This is a genomic window from Bartonella pachyuromydis (assembly GCF_039543065.1).
Taxonomy (GTDB): Bacteria; Pseudomonadota; Alphaproteobacteria; order Rhizobiales; family Rhizobiaceae; genus Bartonella; species Bartonella pachyuromydis.
The window spans coordinates 79,325-98,857 of sequence record NZ_BAABJA010000002.1; the positions used below are offsets into that span (position 1 = coordinate 79,325).

General features: G+C 37.6%; 19 protein-coding genes. 10 read left to right on the forward strand and 9 right to left on the reverse strand.

Annotated features, from left to right (window positions below):
* Positions 1 to 21: 21 nt before the first annotated feature.
* The 4 genes from ABD917_RS02195 to ABD917_RS02210 all read right to left on the reverse strand — a co-directional run bounded on the left by ABD917_RS02195 (position 22) and on the right by ABD917_RS02210 (position 2,891).
* The gene (locus tag ABD917_RS02195) at positions 22 to 258 is read right to left on the reverse strand and encodes an acyl carrier protein (RefSeq protein WP_273759517.1); all 237 of its coding nucleotides are present in this window, start codon (positions 256 to 258) and stop codon (positions 22 to 24) included.
* Positions 259 to 523: 265 nt separating this feature from the next.
* On the reverse strand, positions 524 to 1,261 hold the full coding sequence (gene fabG / locus ABD917_RS02200; protein ID WP_345118455.1) for a 3-oxoacyl-[acyl-carrier-protein] reductase: 738 nt from the start codon (positions 1,259 to 1,261) through the stop codon (positions 524 to 526).
* A gap of 20 nt (positions 1,262 to 1,281) precedes the next feature.
* Positions 1,282 to 2,226, reverse strand: a complete 945-nt coding sequence (gene fabD, locus ABD917_RS02205; RefSeq protein ID WP_345118456.1) for an ACP S-malonyltransferase — start codon at positions 2,224 to 2,226, stop codon at positions 1,282 to 1,284.
* A 77-nt stretch (positions 2,227 to 2,303) separates the two neighbouring features.
* A complete protein-coding gene (locus ABD917_RS02210; protein ID WP_345118457.1) occupies positions 2,304 to 2,891 on the reverse strand; it encodes an undecaprenyl-diphosphatase in 588 nt (195 codons plus the stop codon).
* Positions 2,892 to 3,247: 356 nt separating this feature from the next.
* Between ABD917_RS02210 and rpsF the strand changes: the two genes are divergently transcribed.
* The 9 genes from rpsF (at position 3,248) to ABD917_RS02255 (ending at position 12,213) form a co-directional block, all read left to right on the forward strand.
* Complete coding sequence (gene rpsF, locus ABD917_RS02215) at positions 3,248 to 3,655, forward strand: 30S ribosomal protein S6 (protein ID WP_345118458.1); 408 nt, start codon at positions 3,248 to 3,250, stop codon at positions 3,653 to 3,655.
* On the forward strand, positions 3,655 to 3,903 hold the full coding sequence (gene rpsR, locus ABD917_RS02220) for a 30S ribosomal protein S18 (protein ID WP_005865668.1): 249 nt from the start codon (positions 3,655 to 3,657) through the stop codon (positions 3,901 to 3,903). Before rpsF ends, rpsR begins: the two co-directional genes overlap by 1 nt.
* Positions 3,904 to 4,042: 139 nt before the next feature.
* Positions 4,043 to 5,023, forward strand: a complete 981-nt coding sequence (locus tag ABD917_RS02225; protein ID WP_345118459.1) for a hypothetical protein — start codon at positions 4,043 to 4,045, stop codon at positions 5,021 to 5,023.
* A gap of 25 nt (positions 5,024 to 5,048) precedes the next feature.
* Positions 5,049 to 5,645, forward strand: a complete 597-nt coding sequence (rplI, locus tag ABD917_RS02230; protein WP_345118460.1) for a 50S ribosomal protein L9 — start codon at positions 5,049 to 5,051, stop codon at positions 5,643 to 5,645.
* Positions 5,646 to 6,295: 650 nt separating this feature from the next.
* A complete protein-coding gene (locus ABD917_RS02235; protein WP_345118629.1) occupies positions 6,296 to 7,786 on the forward strand; it encodes a replicative DNA helicase in 1,491 nt (496 codons plus the stop codon).
* A gap of 6 nt (positions 7,787 to 7,792) precedes the next feature.
* Entirely contained in the window at positions 7,793 to 9,178 is a 1,386-nt protein-coding gene (radA, locus tag ABD917_RS02240; RefSeq protein WP_345118461.1) for a DNA repair protein RadA, read from the forward strand.
* A 133-nt stretch (positions 9,179 to 9,311) separates the two neighbouring features.
* On the forward strand, positions 9,312 to 9,893 hold the full coding sequence (locus ABD917_RS02245; RefSeq protein WP_345118462.1) for a CvpA family protein: 582 nt from the start codon (positions 9,312 to 9,314) through the stop codon (positions 9,891 to 9,893).
* A gap of 74 nt (positions 9,894 to 9,967) precedes the next feature.
* Positions 9,968 to 11,461 carry an amidophosphoribosyltransferase gene (gene purF / locus ABD917_RS02250; protein WP_425548540.1) on the forward strand — a complete coding sequence of 498 codons (1,494 nt, stop codon included), beginning with the start codon at positions 9,968 to 9,970 and terminating at the stop codon, positions 11,459 to 11,461.
* Positions 11,462 to 11,463: 2 nt separating this feature from the next.
* On the forward strand, positions 11,464 to 12,213 hold the full coding sequence (locus tag ABD917_RS02255) for an SDR family NAD(P)-dependent oxidoreductase (RefSeq protein ID WP_345118463.1): 750 nt from the start codon (positions 11,464 to 11,466) through the stop codon (positions 12,211 to 12,213).
* Between the two features lie 453 nt (positions 12,214 to 12,666).
* On the opposite strand, the gene pssA is transcribed toward ABD917_RS02255, so the two are convergent.
* From pssA to cysS, 5 genes are all read right to left on the reverse strand, one after another.
* Positions 12,667 to 13,506, reverse strand: coding sequence for a CDP-diacylglycerol--serine O-phosphatidyltransferase (pssA, locus tag ABD917_RS02260; protein ID WP_345118464.1), 840 nt, complete (start codon positions 13,504 to 13,506; stop codon positions 12,667 to 12,669).
* Between the two features lie 8 nt (positions 13,507 to 13,514).
* The gene (locus tag ABD917_RS02265) at positions 13,515 to 14,213 is read right to left on the reverse strand and encodes a phosphatidylserine decarboxylase (RefSeq protein WP_345118465.1); all 699 of its coding nucleotides are present in this window, start codon (positions 14,211 to 14,213) and stop codon (positions 13,515 to 13,517) included.
* 115 nt (positions 14,214 to 14,328) lie between these two features.
* A complete protein-coding gene (locus tag ABD917_RS02270; protein ID WP_345118466.1) occupies positions 14,329 to 16,212 on the reverse strand; it encodes an ABCB family ABC transporter ATP-binding protein/permease in 1,884 nt (627 codons plus the stop codon).
* 123 nt (positions 16,213 to 16,335) lie between these two features.
* Entirely contained in the window at positions 16,336 to 17,007 is a 672-nt protein-coding gene (locus ABD917_RS02275) for a DUF421 domain-containing protein (protein WP_345118467.1), read from the reverse strand.
* A 41-nt stretch (positions 17,008 to 17,048) separates the two neighbouring features.
* Positions 17,049 to 18,557 (reverse strand): cysteine--tRNA ligase, encoded by a 1,509-nt coding sequence (cysS, locus tag ABD917_RS02280; RefSeq protein WP_345118631.1) that lies wholly within the window; start codon positions 18,555 to 18,557, stop codon positions 17,049 to 17,051.
* A gap of 471 nt (positions 18,558 to 19,028) precedes the next feature.
* Between cysS and ABD917_RS02285 the strand changes: the two genes are divergently transcribed.
* Positions 19,029 to 19,454 carry a TIGR02301 family protein gene (locus ABD917_RS02285; protein WP_345118468.1) on the forward strand — a complete coding sequence of 142 codons (426 nt, stop codon included), beginning with the start codon at positions 19,029 to 19,031 and terminating at the stop codon, positions 19,452 to 19,454.
* Positions 19,455 to 19,533: the final 79 nt, after the last annotated feature.

Sequence of the window (19,533 nt, forward strand, 5' to 3'; positions counted from 1 at the left end):
TACGCTTTTGCTTTCCAATCATCACGCAGAAGCTTTATCGATAAACTTCACTGCATCACCCACCGTGAAAATCGTTTCAGCGGCCTCATCTGGGATTTCTACACCAAATTCTTCTTCAAAAGCCATAACGAGCTCAACCGTATCAAGGCTATCTGCTCCTAGATCATCGATAAAGCTTGCATTTTCTACTACCTTATCTGCACTCACTCCAAGATGCTCTACGATAATTTTCTTAACGCGCTCTACTGTATCACTCATGTTGAAATCCTCGAATTTATATTATTTTCCTATAATTTGGTTAGCTATATCGGATCATCTTATCAAGCATATAGATGTATTACCTTTAAAGATTTTAGCAACAATTTAAAACATCCTGTGGATATCCCCATAAAATGAAACAATCTGACATTCCGATATAAATTGATCAATCTACAATATTAAGAAAAATGGGGGCATCTTCCCATTCCATTTATTACTACTAAAATAATACAGATTATAAATCAATGTGGAATAAAGCAAATACTCAAATCATTGCCATCCCGCCATTGACGTGTAATGTTTGACCTGTCATATATGCCGCTTCATCACTTGCTAGATAAGCAGCAGCACAAGCTATTTCTTCTCCCTTCCCCATACGTTTCATTGGAATCGCCGCCATAATGGTTTCTTTTTGCTTCTCATTAAGCTTGTCAGTCATTGCGGATTTAATAAATCCTGGAGCAATACAATTGACTGTGATATTTCGCGAAGCAATTTCTTGCGCCAATGCTTTAGAAAAGCCTATCAAACCGGCCTTTGCAGCACAATAGTTTGTTTGTCCAGGGTTTCCGACAACACCAACTATAGATGTTATGTTAATAATCCTTCCATAGCGACGCCGCATCATAAAATGCATTAACTCACGTGTTAAAGTAAAAGCAGCTGTGAGATTAACTGCTAAGACATCATCCCAATCTTGATCTTGCATACGTACAAAAAGACCATCTCGGGTAATGCCAGCATTATTAACCAAAATATCAACACCACTCATCTCTCTTTCTGCTGTTTCAGCGAGTTTCTTAATAGATTGACGCTCAGAAAGATTAGCAGGAAATACAAAAACATCTTGTCCTAAGCCTGCTGCCAATTCTTTTAACTTGTCTTCACGCGTTCCATGGAGCCCAATAATTGCCCCTTGCGCATGAAAACAACGCGCAATTGCTTCACCTATTCCCCCTGACGCCCCTGTCACAAGAGCTTTACGGCCTGTTAATTTAAACATTTTTTAAACTCCTTGATAAATTAAACACCAAGCACCTGTAGTGCTGCTTCTATTTCCTCAACTGTTCCAACTGTTAATCCCTTTATATCCTTGTTAATACGACGCGATAAACCTGTTAATACTTTTCCAGAACCAACTTCAAACAGTGTATCAATCCCATTACTACCCATCCATTCTATTGTTTCACGCCAGCGCACTCTTCCTGTCACTTGTTGGACAAGAAGCGTAACAATACGTTCTGGATCGATTTCTGGTGCAACAGAAACATTAGCAATCAGAGGAACAAGAGGAACCATTTTGTTAACAGTCAAAAATGCTTTCTTCATGGCAGCAGCAGCAGGCTGCATTAAGCTCGAATGAAACGGTGCAGAAACTGGAAGAAGGAGTGCACGTTTAGCGCCTTTTTTTGATGCAACCTCTACCGCTGTCGCAACAGCTTTCGCTTCACCTGAAATAACAATTTGCCCCCCCCCATTATCATTAGCAATCTGACATAACCCTTGTACAGAAACAGTTTCGCAAATTTCTTCTACCTCTTCTTCACTCAAACCAATAAGTGCTGCCATAGAGCCCTCACCAACACCAACAGCAGCTTGCATAGCATTGCCACGAATACGCAAGAGCTTTGCGGTATCCGCAAGACTAAATGTACCAGCAGCACAAAGAGCCGAATATTCTCCTAAAGAATGGCCTGCAACAAATTTCACCTTTTCTTCTATATTTAGCCCCAATTGTTCCATCACACGAATAACAGCTATGGATACAGCCATTAATGCTGGTTGTGCATTTGCTGTTAACGTCAAAACATCTGATGGTCCCTCAAAAATGACATCTGATAATTTCTCACCTAGAGCCTCATCGACTTCCTCAAAAACCATCCGTGCTGCAAAAAATTGCTCTGTAAGCGCTTTGCCCATACCAACAAGCTGACTCCCCTGCCCTGGAAAAATAAAAGCTGTAGTCATTTATCGACTCCTAAAATTATGCAATTTAATTATTTTCTTTTGATCTTATTCATCAGCACAAATCAAGATAAAGTGCCTTATTTGAAATGGATATTTCTTTTAAAATTATATTTTAGTGGTGGAATTTTGTATAAAAACTTAGGGAAATAAGGAGATATAAATTGAATAACACCCCAACTGATAAAAACTCCTAAAAGAATCCCAGCGATAACATCAAAAGGATAATGCACGCCAACGAAGATACGCCCCCAACAGATTAAACACAAAAATACCGCTGCAAACTTAGAAGCCACTTTGTATCGGTAGAAGTACAGATTCGCTGTATAAGGTGCAATGGTCAAGGCATGATTACTCGGAAAAGAAGCTGTAGGACGATGGTGAATGAGTGGACTTGTCAAACCGACAACAAACGGGCGTGGGTGAAAATAAATAAGTGAGATGAGATAACCTATAAAAAGAGCCACACCAATGCTGACGCAAATGCTTAATGCTACGCGTCGTTCCATCTGTTCACCACAAAACCATAATGCACAAAGATGTAGTGGAATAATATAAATTAAAAATTTTGCACAAAAGATACTAAATAATACTAAAACTGACCAAGATTGATGATTGCCTGTAAGTATTCCCAAAAGTTCAATGTCAATCTGGTTTAAAAAATCCATTCTTTTCTCCTTCATATTTATATTTACAACATCTTCTCTTTAGAAAAGAAATGATATGAACAATATATCAAGATTTAATAAATCAATTTTTATACGTTTTTTTATGCACATAAACTTGCTATTTTTAAAGATAAGCTGTAAATGTCAAATGTTTGTTGCCGGCACTTTAGCTGGGGATTGAACGGAGGACTGGATAGTGACCAGTAGAAAACACAAGGTTTTCGACCTCCTGTGTCTCCGCTCTCGAATGTCTCAAATTGTAAACGCGTCCTTTCTTCTTTGGTATCTCCAAAAAAGACAAGTCGCAGAGGCTTTGCGCTAAAACCGGTAAAGTTTAGTTGAAGAAAGGCAAAACAATGGCTCTTTATGAACATATGTTCCTTGCCCGACAGGATATTGCTCCGCAACAAATCGATGAACTTTTGAATGTTTACAAAGGTGTCATTGAAACGCACGGAGGAAAAGTTGGGCGTGTAGAAAATTGGGGGCTACGTCCCCTCGCATATCGTATTCGCAAAAACCGTAAAGCTTATTATGTGCTGGTTAATATTGATGCACCAGCAGCAGCAATTGCTGAAGTTGAACGTCAAATGCGTATTAATGAGGATATTTTGCGTTACATGACTATTCGTGTAGAAAAACACGAAAAAGAGAAATCTATTGCGTTTTCACGCCTTGATCGTAATAATCACATTGGTCAAGATGAAGAGCGTTCTCGCTCCTCACGTCATCAACGTGAGGATGCTATAGAAGGAATAGAATGATGACTGATATTAATCAAACTGCAGCGCGTCGTCCCTTTCACCGTCGTCGTAAGACATGTCCATTTTCTGGTGCGAATGCTCCTAAAATTGATTATAAAGATGTCAAGTTGTTACAGCGTTATATTTCAGAACGAGGAAAAATTGTTCCTTCAAGAATTACAGCTGTTAGTCAGAAAAAGCAACGCGAGTTGGCGAATGCTATTAAACGTGCTCGTTTTCTAGGCTTGCTCCCATACGTTATAAGATAAACTTTCCAACTGGGGGAATTCCCCAGTTTTCTTATGTATTTAACGATATAGCCTGATTATAGGCTATATTAAAATCTATAAAGTACCAAAAGTTGGGGCATTGTAATGCCTCTAACTGCAGAAAGCAGGACAGCAAAAAATGGAAAACCTTCATGTCTATAAAATAATGACTGGTACTTTAGCGGGATTGTTTGCTGTTGTAATAGGCATGGCAATTATCAGTGTCGCAAATATTGCTCCTTATTTTTCTCTTCTTCTTGGCTGCTTTCTTTCATTACCACTTTTCATTGTTGCATTTGGTCAAGGAACATTTGCTAGCATCGTTGCGCTGATCATTGCCACTGTTGTTCTTATTATCACCACTAATATCTACATTGCTCTTGGCTTTATGCTATTATTTTTCCTTCCTGCTGTCTACGCTTCTTGGCTTCTTGGGCTTGCACGGCTAACACAAAAGGAAAATATTCTGATATGGTATCCGTTGTCATCGGTCATTTTTCATTTAACTAATTTTATCGCTCTTATAGCAACCTTCATCGGATTTTATATCCAAACCCGTCCATCCACTCCCCTTATTGTAGAAAAAATCACTGAAAACATAGCACAAGCTATGCAACAATCAGGATCAATTAAGGAAACTGATATACACGCTTTTAGTGCGTTTTTAATAACACATGCGGCAACTTTTACTGCTATTGCTTTGACTATTTATAGTTTGATTTTTCTCATTGGTAATTTGTATTTTTCAATGATAACAGCACAACATATGAAATGGTTAAAGAGACCACGCGATGATTGGAGCCAAACTCTCCGTCTGCCAATCTCTGGAATTTTTATTTTCATTATTGTTTGCATAGCATCAATGATTGAATTGAGTCCTCCTGTTAATTTGAGTACACGTGTTTTTAGCACTGCATACACTGTCATCATATCGATCAGTGGCCTCGCATATCTCCATAATATTACGAAAGGAATTAATGGACGAATTATTATACTTTCTCTTGTGTATATTGCCATTTTAACCGTCGTTTTTGCTCCCCCTATTTCTTTCATGATGCTTTTAATGGGTATTTGGGCAGCTATTCAATACAACTTTCAATCACGCAAAAAACTTCATTAAATTTATTTGTTCGAAAGGAAAAACTATGGATATTATTCTACTTGAACGCATTCCTCGTCTTGGTCAAATGGGTGATATTGTCTCAGTTAAAGATGGTTATGCACGTAATTTTCTTTTACCTCAAGGTAAGGCTTTACGTGCAAATGAAGCTAATAAAAAACGTTTTGAAATACAACGTGCACAACTTGAAGCGCGTAATCTTGAACGCAAAAGCGAAGCACAGAAAGTTGCCGAAAAACTCGATGATAAATCATTTGTTGCCGTCCGTTCAGCTGGTGAAACAGGGCAACTTTACGGTTCTGTGTCAACACGTGATATTTCTGAAATTATAACAAATGAAGGTTTTTCTATTAGTAGAAATCAAGTTGAACTTAACCATCCAATAAAGACTATCGGCCTTCATACTATTACTATTAGCTTACACCCTGAAGTTCAAATTTCTGTAACCATCAATGTTGCACGCTCAGCCAGTGAAGCACAACGACAAGCAGAAGGTGAAAATTTAACTTCTGCTGAAGCAATCTATGATGTTCAAGAAGAGTTGATAGAGGAAAAACAGGAAGAATTATTAACAGAAAAAAATAATGAAAATGATACAGACAGTGTTAATGAAGAAGCTTAATTGTTCTTTTATCTTTCTTACATTTTACATTGTTTAAGAAATTGATACTTTATCAAAGCACTCAACCAAGGAAGTTGAGTGCTTTGATGTTTTATTATTAAATAAATTCTATTCTTATCGAAAAGCAGTATCTAGAATCTAGTATAAATATTCTATACAAAAAACTATAAACGCGGTAAGAGAAAAATATTCTTACCTGCCATTTTGTTAAAGTAGAAACGAAAAATTGTTTAAATTTCTACTCGTCAAAAGAGTGATGTTCGCATAAAATGAAGCAGTAAATCAACAACATCCCTCCATAATTTAAAATAATTTTGATCATAAAAAGTTATTTTACTCATACTGATATTCAAATGACATAATATCAAAATACCCGAGACATAGCCTTGTACTTTCTTTTAACATCATAAAGTGCAATCTGAAAAATTTATATATTCTCTAAAATTTCCACATTATAAAAATAAAATATAAAGGAATAAGATGTTATCGGTAATATACAGACAGTGAATCAGCAATTGAAAAGAGGCTCCAAAAATTAAAAATGTTATCTTAACTTAAAAGGACGGTCTCATTTTATATCCTTTTAGTATACAGTACTCAATTGAGAACCTAAAATAGCTAAAGGTGAAATTTTAGTGGAAAAAATCGTTATGGAAGAAACAAGCATTGTCAACTTCAGTCCTGCTCCAAAAGAAGAAAACTCTTCTTTTCAACAACTCCCGCATAATATTGAAGCTGAACAAGCGTTGCTTGGTGCACTTCTCATCAATAATGATGCGCATGATCGCGTTTCAGATTTTCTAAAACCTGAACATTTTTTTGAACCACTGCATCAAAAAATTTACGATGTTTTATCTCATCTTATCAAAAAAGGAAAAATTGCAGATCCGGTTACCATCAAGCCCTTTATTCCTGCTGACGAAAAAATTGGCGATATCACTGTATATAATTATGTTGTTCGTTTAGCAAAAGAAGCAGTAACAATTATTAATACTGAAGATTATGGACGTGTCATTTATGATCTTTTTATCCGACGCTCCTTGATTAATCTCGGAACTCAAGTTGTCAATACAGCCTTTGATGCTCCTGTAGAGTTCACACCATCTAAACAAATTGAAACTGTTGAACAACAGTTGTTCGAATTAGCAGAAAAAGGAAAATATGGAGGGGGATTTGAAAATTTTGATGAAGCTATCAAAAAAGCTGTTGACATGGCAAGTGCTGCCAAAAAGCGTTCTTCCCACTTATCAGGAATAGCTACTCACATTAAAACACTTGATGAAAAAATGGGAGGGCTACAGGCATCCGACCTTATTATCCTAGCAGGGCGTCCTGGTATGGGAAAGACATCACTGGCTACCAATATTGCCTTTAATATTGCTAATGCTTGTAATCGTGATCGCAAAATACAAGAAAATGAAGGAGGTATTGTTGGTTTCTTCTCGCTGGAAATGTCATCAGAACAACTTGCAACCCGCATTATTTCCGAACAAACAGAGGTTTCTTCTTCTGATATCCGTCGTGGAAATATTTCAGAAGAGCAGTTTTCTAAAATTATTCGCGCTATGAATCGTTTACAAAAAGCACCACTTTATATCGATCAAACTGGTGGCATATCAATTACGCAACTGGCTGCCCGTGCACGGCGTCTCAAACGGCAACATGGTTTGGATGTCTTATTTATTGACTATATTCAACTTATGACAAGTGGCTCAAAACGTTCTTCAGAAAATCGTGTTCAGGAAATTACAGAAATTACCACAGGATTAAAAGCATTGGCGAAAGAACTGAATATTCCTATCATTGCTCTTTCACAACTTTCGCGCCAAGTTGAAAATAGAACCGATAAACGACCACAACTCTCAGACTTACGTGAATCTGGTTCGATTGAACAAGATGCAGACATCGTCATTTTCGTCTATCGTGAAGAATATTATTTCAAAAATGAAGAACCCAAATTAGGCACTTTTGAACATACAAAATGGCAAGATGAAATGGATAAAATTATGGGAAAAGCCGACGTTATTATTGCAAAACAACGCCACGGCCCAACAGGAACCGTTCCTCTTGCTTTTCAGTCTGATTTCACACGCTTTAGTGATCTGGCAGATAGTCATTATCTTCCAGAACAAATTGGTTAAATCATCATGGCACGCAGCCGGACTCAATTTATCTGCCAAAATTGTGGAACCATCTATTCACGTTGGGCTGGAAAATGTAATTCTTGTGGCGAATGGAACTCTCTTGTTGAAGAAAATCTGAATGGAGGTATTGGCACTGGTCCTATACAAAATATCCGTAAAGGGCGTGTAATTCCTCTTACATCTCTTTCTGGAAATCTTAAAGATGCTCCACGTATTCATTCTGGTATTGCTGAACTTGATCGTGTAACAGGTGGAGGATTTGTGCGTGGATCTGCACTCCTTGTTGGCGGCGACCCAGGTATTGGTAAATCAACCTTACTCACACAAACAGCTGCAACTTTATCGCAAAAGGGATATAATATCATCTATGTTTCAGGCGAAGAAGCTATTGCACAAATTTGTCTGCGTGCCCAAAGACTTGGAGCTGCCAATACCAAGGTTAAACTTGCTGCTGAAACAAATGTTGAAGATATTCTTGCAACCTTAAGCGAACATAGAAATCTCGATATGGTCATTATCGATTCTATTCAAACTCTATGGTCAGATGCAGCCGATTCAGCGCCTGGTACTGTCACACAAGTACGCATCAGTGCTCAAACAATGATCCGCTTTGCTAAAAAAACAGGAGCAGCTGTTATTCTTGTTGGTCATGTGACAAAAGATGGGCAAATCGCTGGCCCTCGTGTTGTCGAACATATGGTTGATGCTGTTCTCTATTTTGAAGGTGAAGGTGGACATCATTATCGAATCCTTAGAACTGTTAAAAACCGCTTTGGGCCAACAGATGAAATTGGTGTTTTTGAAATGTCTGATAAAGGATTACGGGAAGTCGCTAATCCATCAGAGCTATTTTTAGGTGAACGAAATGAAAAAGCACCAGGATCTGCTGTTTTTGCAGGAATGGAAGGAACACGCCCGATACTCGTAGAAATTCAAGCGCTTGTTGCTCCCTCTTCACTTGGAACACCACGACGTGCTGTTGTGGGATGGGATGGAAATCGTCTTTCAATGATTCTTGCTGTTTTAGAAGCGCATTGCGGTATTCGCTTTGGACAACACGATGTCTACCTTAATGTTGCAGGCGGATATCGCATATCAGAACCAGCCGCAGACTTAGCCGTTGCAGCAGCTTTGGTATCCTCTTTTGCTAACATTCCTCTTCCAACAAATTATGTCTATTTCGGTGAAATCAGTCTTTCAGGAGCAACCCGTGCTGTTGCGCATTCAAAACAACGCATCAATGAAGCAAAAAAACTAGGGTTTCAAGGAGCTGTTCAACCCACAACAACAACTAAGACAATGAAATTGCTCAATTTTCAACAAAGAACATTCTCTGATCTTCCCGAGCTTGTTGCAGCACTTACTGCAGGTAGAAAATGCTCTACGTAACAGATATCATAATATAGAAAAAACTCTACAAAAGATAAAAGACCCTTGCTATAAGAATAAAAAATGGCATAACAAGAAACGCATTTGTATACTCACTTAAAAGAATACAACTTTATGTATAAGGAACAAACAAATGATCATAACAGTCCTTGATGGAATTGTCGTAGCAGTCATCCTGTTTTCCGCTTTTCTCGCTATGCTCCGAGGATTTTCACGTGAGGTGCTGTCATTGGTTTCTTGGGCACTTGCAGCTATTGCTACACTCTTTTTGTTCAAACCTGTATTGCCCTTTTTTGAACAATATCTCTCTAATAAAATGATTGCATTGATCACAACATTGATCACGATTTTTATTATTGTTCTTATTATTACTTCAATTATTACAATGAAGATCTCCGATTTTATTATTGATAGTCGTATTGGTATCCTTGATCGTATTATCGGTTTTGTTTTTGGAGCGCTTCGCGGTTTATTCATTGTAGTTATCGGCATGTTGCTTCTTAATGCACTTGTAAAGCCAGAAAACCAAGCAAATTGGTTAAAAAATGCCACAACAAAACCCATCTTAGATTCATTGGGACAAAAAGTTTGGGAAAGACTGCCTAAAAATCTCGATACTGTTCTTGAAAAGGCTGAAAATTTTTTTAAAAAAGACGATATTCATACACAGGATAAGCATTCTCATGAAAAAATAATTCAGCAAAATGGAAAATAGTTTGTTACGGATACAACGTTTCAAATAACATATGAATATGATATAATCATTCCTGATATTACAACCGAAAGAATATGATGACAAAAAGTGACATTTCCTGTCAGGATTTTTTATTGGATGACGATACCCTTCATGAAGAATGTGGAGTTTTTGGTATTCTTGGGCATGAAGATGCAGCAACATTAACAGCTCTTGGACTTCATGCACTTCAACATCGTGGACAAGAAGCAGCTGGAATTGTTTCTTATCATAATAAAATGTTTCATCAAGAAAAGCATCTAGGCCTTGTTGGTGACCATTATACAAATCCTGCAACCCTTGCTCGTTTACCGGGAAATCGTGCTATCGGGCATACCCGTTATTCAACAACTGGAGAAATAGCGTTACGCAATGTTCAGCCCCTTTTTGCGGAATTAAAAGCTGGAGGTATTGCAATTGCCCATAATGGCAATCTCACCAATGGTCTTACATTACGTCGCGAACTAATTGCCTCGGGGGCTATCTGTCAATCAACATCAGATTCAGAGGTTTTTCTCCATCTTATTGCTCGTTCACGCTATGAATCATCTTCTGATCGTTTTGTTGATGCTATTCGGCAAGTGGAAGGGGGATATGCTATGTTAGCGCTCACACGCACCAAGCTTATTGCTGCACGAGATCCAATAGGTATTAGACCCCTTGTAATGGGAGAACTTGATGGTAAACCAATCTTCTGTTCTGAAACATGTGCCCTTGACATTATTGGAGCAAAATATGTGCGTGATGTCAAAAATGGGGAAATTATCATATGTGAAATACAAAAAAATGGAGAAATTACTAAAAAAATAATAAAATCAGAAAGTGAAAAACCAGAAAAACTTTGCCTTTTTGAATATGTTTATTTTGCGCGTCCTGATTCAATTGTTGGAGGACGAAATGTCTACACTGTACGTAAAAACATGGGGATTCATTTAGCACAGGAAGCACCTTGTGAGGGTGATGTTGTGGTTCCCGTTCCCGATGGTGGAACACCTGCTGCAATTGGCTATGCACAAGAAATTGGCATTCCTTTTGAACTTGGTATTATTCGAAATCACTATGTTGGCCGTACTTTTATAGAACCAACGCAACAAATTCGTGCTTTTGGAGTGAAGTTAAAACATTCTGCAAATCGTTCTGTCATCAAAGGCAAACGCGTTATTCTGGTTGATGACTCTATTGTGCGCGGAACGACCTCCCTCAAAATTGTACGAATGCTCCGTGATGCAGGTGCAAAAGAAGTTCATATGCGCATTTCTAGCCCTATGATTTTCTATCCTGATTTTTATGGTATTGATACACCTAATATTGAAAGCTTGTTAGCGAATCAATATCCAGACTTAAAATCTATGTGTCATTTTGTTGGAGCTGACTCGTTAGAATTTCTTTCAACAGACGGTCTATATCTTGCTGTATCAGGAGAAAAACGAAATAATGCTGATCCACAATTTACTGACCATTATTTTACCGGAAGTTATCCTACACATTTAGTTGATCAAGAAAACATCCCTCAAATTCGCCAACCATCTGTCCTTAAAACAAGAAATTAATAATGAAAAAATTTGATTTTAGTCTTGTTGGTCGCGTGGCACTTGTTACAGGTGCTTCGAAAGGTATTGGCTACCATTTATCTTTAGAACTCGCAACACGAGGTGCTCATATTATCGCCCTTGCACGCACGGTTAGTGGACTTACTGAACTTGATAATCAAATTCAAAAAAAAGGTGCTCGTGCAACACTTGTTCCTCTTGACTTGCATCATATGGAAAATATCGATACTCTTAGTGTTTCAATCGCTAAACGCTGGCAAAAGCTTGATATTATGGTCGCAAATGCAGGAATTCTTGGAACACTTTCACCAATAGCTCATACTGACAATACGGTCCTTGAAGATGTTTTTCAAATAAACCTTATCAGCCAATGGCGTTTAATGAAAGCTGTTGAACCTTTATTGCGTCAATCTGATGCTGGACGAGCAATTCTCTTATCTTCAAGCGTTGCTCATGTTGCACGCGCTTTCTGGGGACCTTATGCAGCTTCTAAAGCCGCTTTAGAAGTTCTTGCACGTTGTTGGGCAGAAGAACTAAAACAAACACCTATCAAGATTAATTGTGTTGATCCTGGTGCAACACGCACTGCTATGCGTGCACAAGCCATGCCCGGTGAAGATCCTCAAACTCTCCCTTCACCACGAGAAGTCGCTGCAAAGATCGTACATTTATCCTCACCTGATTTAAAAGAAACAGGCAAACTCTTTAATGTCCGTAAAAATCGTTTTATGGATTATCATACTCCTGATTAACTTAATGAACTGATTTATAAAAGTATTTTTTAAAAACTTCCATGATAATGCCAAATACAGTCAAAAGCCTGCCACTTTAAGCTTTCTTAGTTATAAAATAAAAAATTTCTTTCACACGCCATAACAGGTAATGGCCTGATGATAAAGGTCGTCTCAGAAATAAAAAACAATATCGCTCCCATAAAGCATCTAAATGCAAAAGAAATCACAACATTGAAAACTGATAAATACAATGATGACGCTAGCTTGTAGCGTACAGATAGGGATGCACAATAAACAGCGGCTTTATATCTTTTACGATCACCATCGTGAAGCAAGATTAGAAGAAACAAAAAAGTCTCTTTAAAATAAATTCATGAATGAACAAAGCAACTAGGTATTACTCGTCGTAAGAGAAATAATCAACCTGAATTGAATTCTCCTCTACTTTTCCTAACTCTTTTGAAAATAAGCCTATGATTCTTGGATAGTTTTAACATTGTCTTTTTTTTCTTCCAAAATAGCTCGTTTATTATAAGCCACAAAACTACAAGGAAGAAAGATCATATAGCCAATGGCTGTGACCAATAAAGTGTACCATGTGTAGGTTGCAAGAAAACCTACATAAATAACCATTCCCAACATGCATGGTACGACAACATCACGTCTTAGATTTTGACCAATTGTTTTTGCATTCCATACTGGTAAACGGCTAACCAAAAGAAACGCAATAATCACAGTATAAAGGCTAAAAAATAATGCCCAACTCCAACTTGGAGTCAAACCAAGAGCTCCTAAATACATAGGTAACAAAAGCAATAACGCTCCCGCTGGTGCAGGAACACCCACAAAATAACTTTCTTTCCATTTGGGTATATCAGGATTATCTAACATCACATTAAAGCGTGCTAATCGCAAACAACAAGCAACGCAATAGACAAGTGCCGCGACCCAACCAACTTGGTGCGCTTGAGTTAAAACAAAGGAATAAACAATAAGTGCAGGTGCAACACCAAAATTAACCACATCAGCAAGAGAATCCATCTGTGCTCCAAAAGATGAAGTCCCATCTATCAAACGAGCAATACGGCCATCAACACCATCTAAAACTGCTGCTAAAAGCACCATTAAGATAGCTCCCTCATAACGATGCTCAAAAGCTAAACGAATACTGCTCATTCCTGCACAAATCGCTAAAATAGTGATGATATTGGGAACAACATACCGCATTGGTGTAGGTGAACGCCACCGATTTGCAACATCATCATGTTGTCCTTCAGGATTAAATGAAGAAAATAACGAAAAATTTTTCATTGTTCGCCCTAATCGAATCTAAAGTCAGTGGTAGTACTTTTCTCATCAAAAGAACCTAACACTGTTTCTCCAGCAACTGCTACTTGGCCAACTGCAACGCGCAACTTCACTTCAGCGGGTATATAAATGTCAAGACGAGAACCAAAACGAATCAATCCAAATCGCTCTCCAACTGTAACGGAATCATTTTCTTTCGCCCAACAAACAATCCGCCGAGCAACCATTCCAGCTATCTGTACCATACCAATTTTACCATGTTTGCTATCAATCACCATCCCATTACGCTCATTAAATTGGCTAGCCTTATCAAGTTCAGCGTTGATAAACCGGCCTGGACGATAAACGATAGACTCTATTGTACCACTTATGGGAATACGGTTAATATGGCATGAAAAAATATCCATAAACACAGAAATACGGATCATCTCTTCTTTACCTAATCCCAATTCTTCTGGTGGAATACATGGCTCAACAAACGAGATACGCCCATCAGCAGGAGACATAATCCAATCGGAATTCAAAGGAATCACACGATCTGGATCACGGAAAAAATATATACACCACACGGTAAGAATAAGACCACACCAAAATAATGGCCCCCATATCCAACCAAGAATAAGCGAAACAATAAAAAACGCTACAATAAAAGGATAACCTTCTTTATGGATTGGCGTAAAACCATTATGGATAGATTGTAGAATACTCATATAATTTCCTATTCATCGTATAACCTAAATAAGTCATAAACCTTTTTGTTCCTCATTATTCCTTTCTGTACGAAACTAGTCACTCCATATAGTCACAAATCACATTTTTCGCAGCTTATTTTTTACGATTAACAACGCCCATTTCATCTTCTTCACGCATTTTACGTAATTTCTCTTCAGCTTGGGATGCTTCAAGCTGTTTATTCCACATGGAAGCATATAGACCTTTTTTACGTAAGAGCTCTGCATGTGTCCCATTTTCAATAATACGACCATTTTTGAGAACCAAAATTTCATCAGCATTTATAATGGTAGAAAGACGGTGTGCAATGATCAATGTAGTACGCCCACGGCTAACAATATCCAATGCCTGTTGAATTTCCTGTTCCGTTGCCGTATCAAGAGCTGCGGTTGCTTCATCCAAAATAAGAAGAGGGGGAGCTTTTAACAATGTCCGAGCAATAGCCACACGTTGCTTTTCTCCCCCTGAGAGTTTAAGTCCGCGTTCACCTACCATAGATTGAAAGCCTTCCGGAAGCATTTCAATAAATTTTGATATCTGTGCCATTTCAGCAGCTTTGCGCATCTCTTCATCTGTCGCACTGGGACGCCCATAGCAGATATTATAGGCTATTGTATCATTAAATAATACTGTGTCTTGGGGCACCATTCCAATAGCTTCACGTAAACTTTTTTGCGTTACATCACGGATATCTTGTCCATCAATTGTAATAGAGCCTGCGTTAACATCGTAAAAACGAAAAAGTAGTCGAGAAATAGTTGATTTACCAGCGCCTGATGGACCAACAATGGCAACTGTTTTCCCTCTAGGAATCTCAAAACTGATATCTTTGAGTATCTGGCGAGACGAATCATAGGAGAAATTTACCCGATTAAACCGAATATTACCACCGTCCACTACCAACGGCTGAGAATCTGATTTATCAACGATTTCCTGCTTAACATCTAAAAGATCAAACATGGCTTCAATATCAGTTAACCCTTGCCGAATATCACGATAAATCGAACCAATAAAATTTAATGGAATAGAAAGCTGTATTAAAAGTGCATTAATAAAAACAAAATCTCCTAAAGTTTGTGTCTTATAAAAAACTTCGTAAGCTGACATCAACATCAGAATAGTCATTCCAATACCAAAAATAAGAGCCTGACCAAAATTAAGCCAGCTTAATGATGTCCAAATTTTCGTTGCTGCTTTTTCATAATTTGCCATAGAAGAATCAAATCGATCCGCTTCTAGAGATTCATTGCAAAAATATTTAACTGTTTCAAAATTCAAAAGGGAATCTACAGCACGCGTATTAGCCTCTGTATCTGCTGTGTTCATTTCTTGCCGAATACGAATACGCCAATCACTCGCCTTAATCGTAAACCAAGTATATAAACAAACCATTATTACGACTATGGAGACATAATACCACCCATAGTTGATATAAAAGACAAATGCTGTTAAAATGAACTCTAAAACCGTTGGCACCGTATTGAGAATTGAAAATCTAACAATGGCTTCAATTCCTTTTGTACCACGCTCAATTACACGAGAAAGTCCACCAGTTCGTTTTTCTAAATGAAATCGCAAAGACAATCCATGAACATGTACAAAAGTCTTATAGGCAAGTTGACGAATAGCATGTTGACCAACGGTTGCAAACAGAGAATCGCGTAATTGATTTAATGCGGACTGAACAATGCGCGCGATATTATATGCTAAAACGAGCATGATGGGAATAATCCAGCTGGATGAAAGCCATACTGGCAGATTAAAGTTCGCATCAAGCGTATTCGTAGCATATTTAAAAAAATACGGTACCAAGATGAGAAATAGCTTGGCTAAAATAAGGTAAAATACTGCCCATAGAACACGTACTTTCAGATCACGCCGATCCGCTGGCCACATATAAGGCCATAAATTGTAAAGTGTGTGGAATGTCTGACCTGTTTCTGACGATACAGTTTTTATTGTTTTATTACGTTTCATAAAGCCTTTACTTCTTTATCATCTACTCAACAGGTACTAATAAGATCTCCCCTGTTGTTGCTTATTGGTCATATCATCTCTTCTATCGCTTCCAATAAGCTCTATCTCCTTAAGCATTTGAGGTTAGACTTTTTTTGAAAAAGGAACAAGAAATAATCCCTTATACAGTTTATTATTTTGATCTGTATGCTCATACCATTCTGCTGCAAATAAACTTTCAACCTTGATACGCTTTTTTTTCAATTCTGCTTGAAGCCATGTCTTTGATTTACCAATCTCTTTAAGTCCTTCTTCAATAACTTCACCATTTTCTATTAGAATAGTAGATTTTTTACCTTCTTCCTTTTTAATAATGGTGCAATCGCCATTGGTTTCTAAACGAACAAAGGCAGCTTCGTGTAAACTACAACCTTTAATGCGCAACATTGTAATTAAATCATTAACGCTGAGACCCAAATTCTCAATTTTATCTATTTGAAAGACACCATCTAAAACTAACGTGACATTTCTTCCGGCAACAAGGCGACGAAAAAAAACCGAATAACGTGCAAAAAAATTAAGAGCTGTAACCAAAGCTTGCCAAATACATAAAACAATCAATAACCGAATACTACTAATATTGGGATTATAAATAACGCCACCAATAATACCCCCCATTACAAAATTGCTCACCAAATCAACGGGGGTCATCTGACTAAGACTACCGCGACCCGTCGTTCTTAAAATAAATAGAAAAGCAAAAAGACCTACAGCTAATTTAAGTGCAACATATCCATAACTATATACAAATTCCATCACATTCTCCCTTGTTTATGAGAGCTGCTGGAATAGGACAATCATAATCTCTTCACTTCCCACATAGTTATACGCTTACCAGTCTGTGGATCTTTTTTATCTTGTAAAATAATCCCCTCGGCTGCTAGCTCATCACGAATTGTATCCGCAGCTTCCCACTCTTTATTATGGATAAGTCGTAGCCTTTCGGCAATGCGCAGATCAATAAATTTTGTATCAAGAGAGGCTTGTCGCGTAAACAATGGACACTCCACATCCCCTACCCACTCTTGATGCAACAGCCCAAATAAATTCATTCCATTTGCTAAAGAAACAATGTCCCCTGTTTTATAAAACTTTCGCAAAAGAGCAAATGCATTCGGAGTATTTAAATCATCACTTAGTGCGCTTATCAAAGTGTCATCAACCACTTCATTATTGTTCACCTTCTCTCTTTCACAGCGAAGTAACTCATACCAACGATAAAGTTCACTACTAGAGTGGGATAAACGCTGAGCTGTCCAATTTAATGGTTCACGATAATGCGTTTGCAACATTGAAAAACGTGCAGATAAACCCGCCCAATTTTGCTTTATTTTATCGGTTAACACATTATTAAATTCAAAAAAATCACTCTCTAAAATCGAACGAATAGTAATGAAATTGCCAAGGCTTTTTGACATCTTTTTGCCTTCAACTTGCAAAAAGCCGTTATGCATCCAAAAGTTAGCCATTCGCTCAGTTCCAAAAGCTGAACAACTTTGTGCAATCTCATTTTCATGATGAGGAAACATCAAATCAATCCCACCACCATGGATATCAAAAATATTTGCTATCGGATTATTACAGTTCAGACCACCACCATAGGGCTCTAATAACTTTGCCATCGACATTGCAGAACATTCAATATGCCAACCTGGACGTCCTAAAACAGAAATTCCTGCTGGTGATGCCCAACCTGGTTCTCCCTCCACAGAAGGCTTCCACAAAACAAAATCCATCTCCTCTCTTTTATAAGCAGCAACATCGACACGTGCACCTGCTCTCATTTCTTCCAACGAGCGTTTTGCAAATGATCCATAATGGGGATGATTTTTTATGCTACTTACAGAAAATAATATATGATTTTCGGCTTTATAAGCGTGCCCTTTTTCAATCAACCTTTCAATCAAACAGCGCATTTCCTCTAAATGATCGGTTGCGCGTGGTTGGCTGGTCGGTAAAAGACAGCCAAGTGCCATTGTATCTTGTTGAAATTGAGAATAGGTACACTCACTCAATCGGCGAATAGCTTCATTAAGTACTAACTCTGGATATTCGTGGGCTGCTCGTGCATTAATTTTATCATCCACATCTGTAATATTGCGCGCATATACAACATGCTCATTGCCATAAATATAACGCAATAAACGAAATAAAATATCAAAAACAATTACAGGACGTGCATTTCCTATATGCGCATAATCGTAAACTGTTGGTCCACAAACATAAAGACGCACGTTTGTTGCATCTATCGGTGTAAAAATTTCTTTTTTACGTGTAAGTGTATTATAAAATCGCAACTCACTCATCATTATACTCCGTTAACGATATGACTCGCTGCCCCTCCAAGCGAACTTTACCAAAAATCACTGCATTACATGGTTTAAGCTAAAGCTTTTATACAGGTCATGTAAAATTCTTATAGCTCCCCCATTTTACCTAGGCTGTATCCACCATCTGTTAGAAAAACAATCCATTTTATTTGATTGGGCTATTCTATTGATCCATATTTTTTTAATAAGGACGTTATCATAGAAGAAAATCTACAATAGGCAATATATTGTAAATTCATACAAAAATGGATTATGTGCAAAAAACTGAAATTTTTAACCACACAAAACTTTCTCAGAATTGGCAATATCCCCATGAGGCTTTCCTTTTTCTCTTTCATGCCCTAAATTTTATAATTGTCTTCTCTTGGTAACGATGCACAAGCTCTTTTATCCGCATCATTTTGTTTACAATGGTAATCGTATGGAAATTTATGGCAGTAACAATGAATGCGTAATATATTGATAAAAATTATTTTTTTTATATTGCTTTTTGCTTTACCCCCTACTTTTGCACAACAATCGCCACCCTATGAGACAAAATTATTACGGCTAGCAGAAATTTTTGGGGCTCTACACTCTTTACAAAATCTTTGTGGTACGCCAACAAATCAATGGTATGATTATATGAATATGCTGATTGAAGCAGAACAACCAATGCCACAAAGACGCGCTTATTTTTACGCAGCATTTAATGACGCGTATCGTGCTTTTTCAGAAAATTATCATCATTGTACCCAATCAGCCATTGAAGCAAATCAAAAATATATGAAAGAAGGAAGATCCTTATCTGAAAATCTTCTGACGCATTATAATAACCAACCTGTCCCAAATGACCAAACCTTCGATTTGAATTATCCTATTGACAAAAAATAACGAGAACAATGAACCTGCTTTTTTAGAAACATAGTAACTCTTGAAGAATAGCTCCTCAACATGGTTTTATATTTATCCG

Bases quoted from the DNA above. Each gene is read 5' to 3' on its own strand.
- ABD917_RS02195 (WP_273759517.1), bottom strand. From the start codon at position 258: ATGAGTGATACAGTAGAGCGCGTTAAGAAAATTATCGTAGAGCATCTT.
- fabG (WP_345118455.1), bottom strand. From the start codon at position 1,261: ATGTTTAAATTAACAGGCCGTAAAGCTCTTGTGACAGGGGCGTCAGGG.
- fabD (WP_345118456.1), bottom strand. From the start codon at position 2,226: ATGACTACAGCTTTTATTTTTCCAGGGCAGGGGAGTCAGCTTGTTGGT.
- ABD917_RS02210 (WP_345118457.1), bottom strand. From the start codon at position 2,891: ATGGATTTTTTAAACCAGATTGACATTGAACTTTTGGGAATACTTACA.
- rpsF (WP_345118458.1), top strand. From the start codon at position 3,248: ATGGCTCTTTATGAACATATGTTCCTTGCCCGACAGGATATTGCTCCG.
- rpsR (WP_005865668.1), top strand. From the start codon at position 3,655: ATGACTGATATTAATCAAACTGCAGCGCGTCGTCCCTTTCACCGTCGT.
- ABD917_RS02225 (WP_345118459.1), top strand. From the start codon at position 4,043: ATGGAAAACCTTCATGTCTATAAAATAATGACTGGTACTTTAGCGGGA.
- rplI (WP_345118460.1), top strand. From the start codon at position 5,049: ATGGATATTATTCTACTTGAACGCATTCCTCGTCTTGGTCAAATGGGT.
- ABD917_RS02235 (WP_345118629.1), top strand. From the start codon at position 6,296: ATGGAAGAAACAAGCATTGTCAACTTCAGTCCTGCTCCAAAAGAAGAA.
- radA (WP_345118461.1), top strand. From the start codon at position 7,793: ATGGCACGCAGCCGGACTCAATTTATCTGCCAAAATTGTGGAACCATC.
- ABD917_RS02245 (WP_345118462.1), top strand. From the start codon at position 9,312: ATGATCATAACAGTCCTTGATGGAATTGTCGTAGCAGTCATCCTGTTT.
- purF (WP_425548540.1), top strand. From the start codon at position 9,968: ATGATGACAAAAAGTGACATTTCCTGTCAGGATTTTTTATTGGATGAC.
- ABD917_RS02255 (WP_345118463.1), top strand. From the start codon at position 11,464: ATGAAAAAATTTGATTTTAGTCTTGTTGGTCGCGTGGCACTTGTTACA.
- pssA (WP_345118464.1), bottom strand. From the start codon at position 13,506: ATGAAAAATTTTTCGTTATTTTCTTCATTTAATCCTGAAGGACAACAT.
- ABD917_RS02265 (WP_345118465.1), bottom strand. From the start codon at position 14,213: ATGAGTATTCTACAATCTATCCATAATGGTTTTACGCCAATCCATAAA.
- ABD917_RS02270 (WP_345118466.1), bottom strand. From the start codon at position 16,212: ATGAAACGTAATAAAACAATAAAAACTGTATCGTCAGAAACAGGTCAG.
- ABD917_RS02275 (WP_345118467.1), bottom strand. From the start codon at position 17,007: ATGGAATTTGTATATAGTTATGGATATGTTGCACTTAAATTAGCTGTA.
- cysS (WP_345118631.1), bottom strand. From the start codon at position 18,557: ATGAGTGAGTTGCGATTTTATAATACACTTACACGTAAAAAAGAAATT.
- ABD917_RS02285 (WP_345118468.1), top strand. From the start codon at position 19,029: ATGCGTAATATATTGATAAAAATTATTTTTTTTATATTGCTTTTTGCT.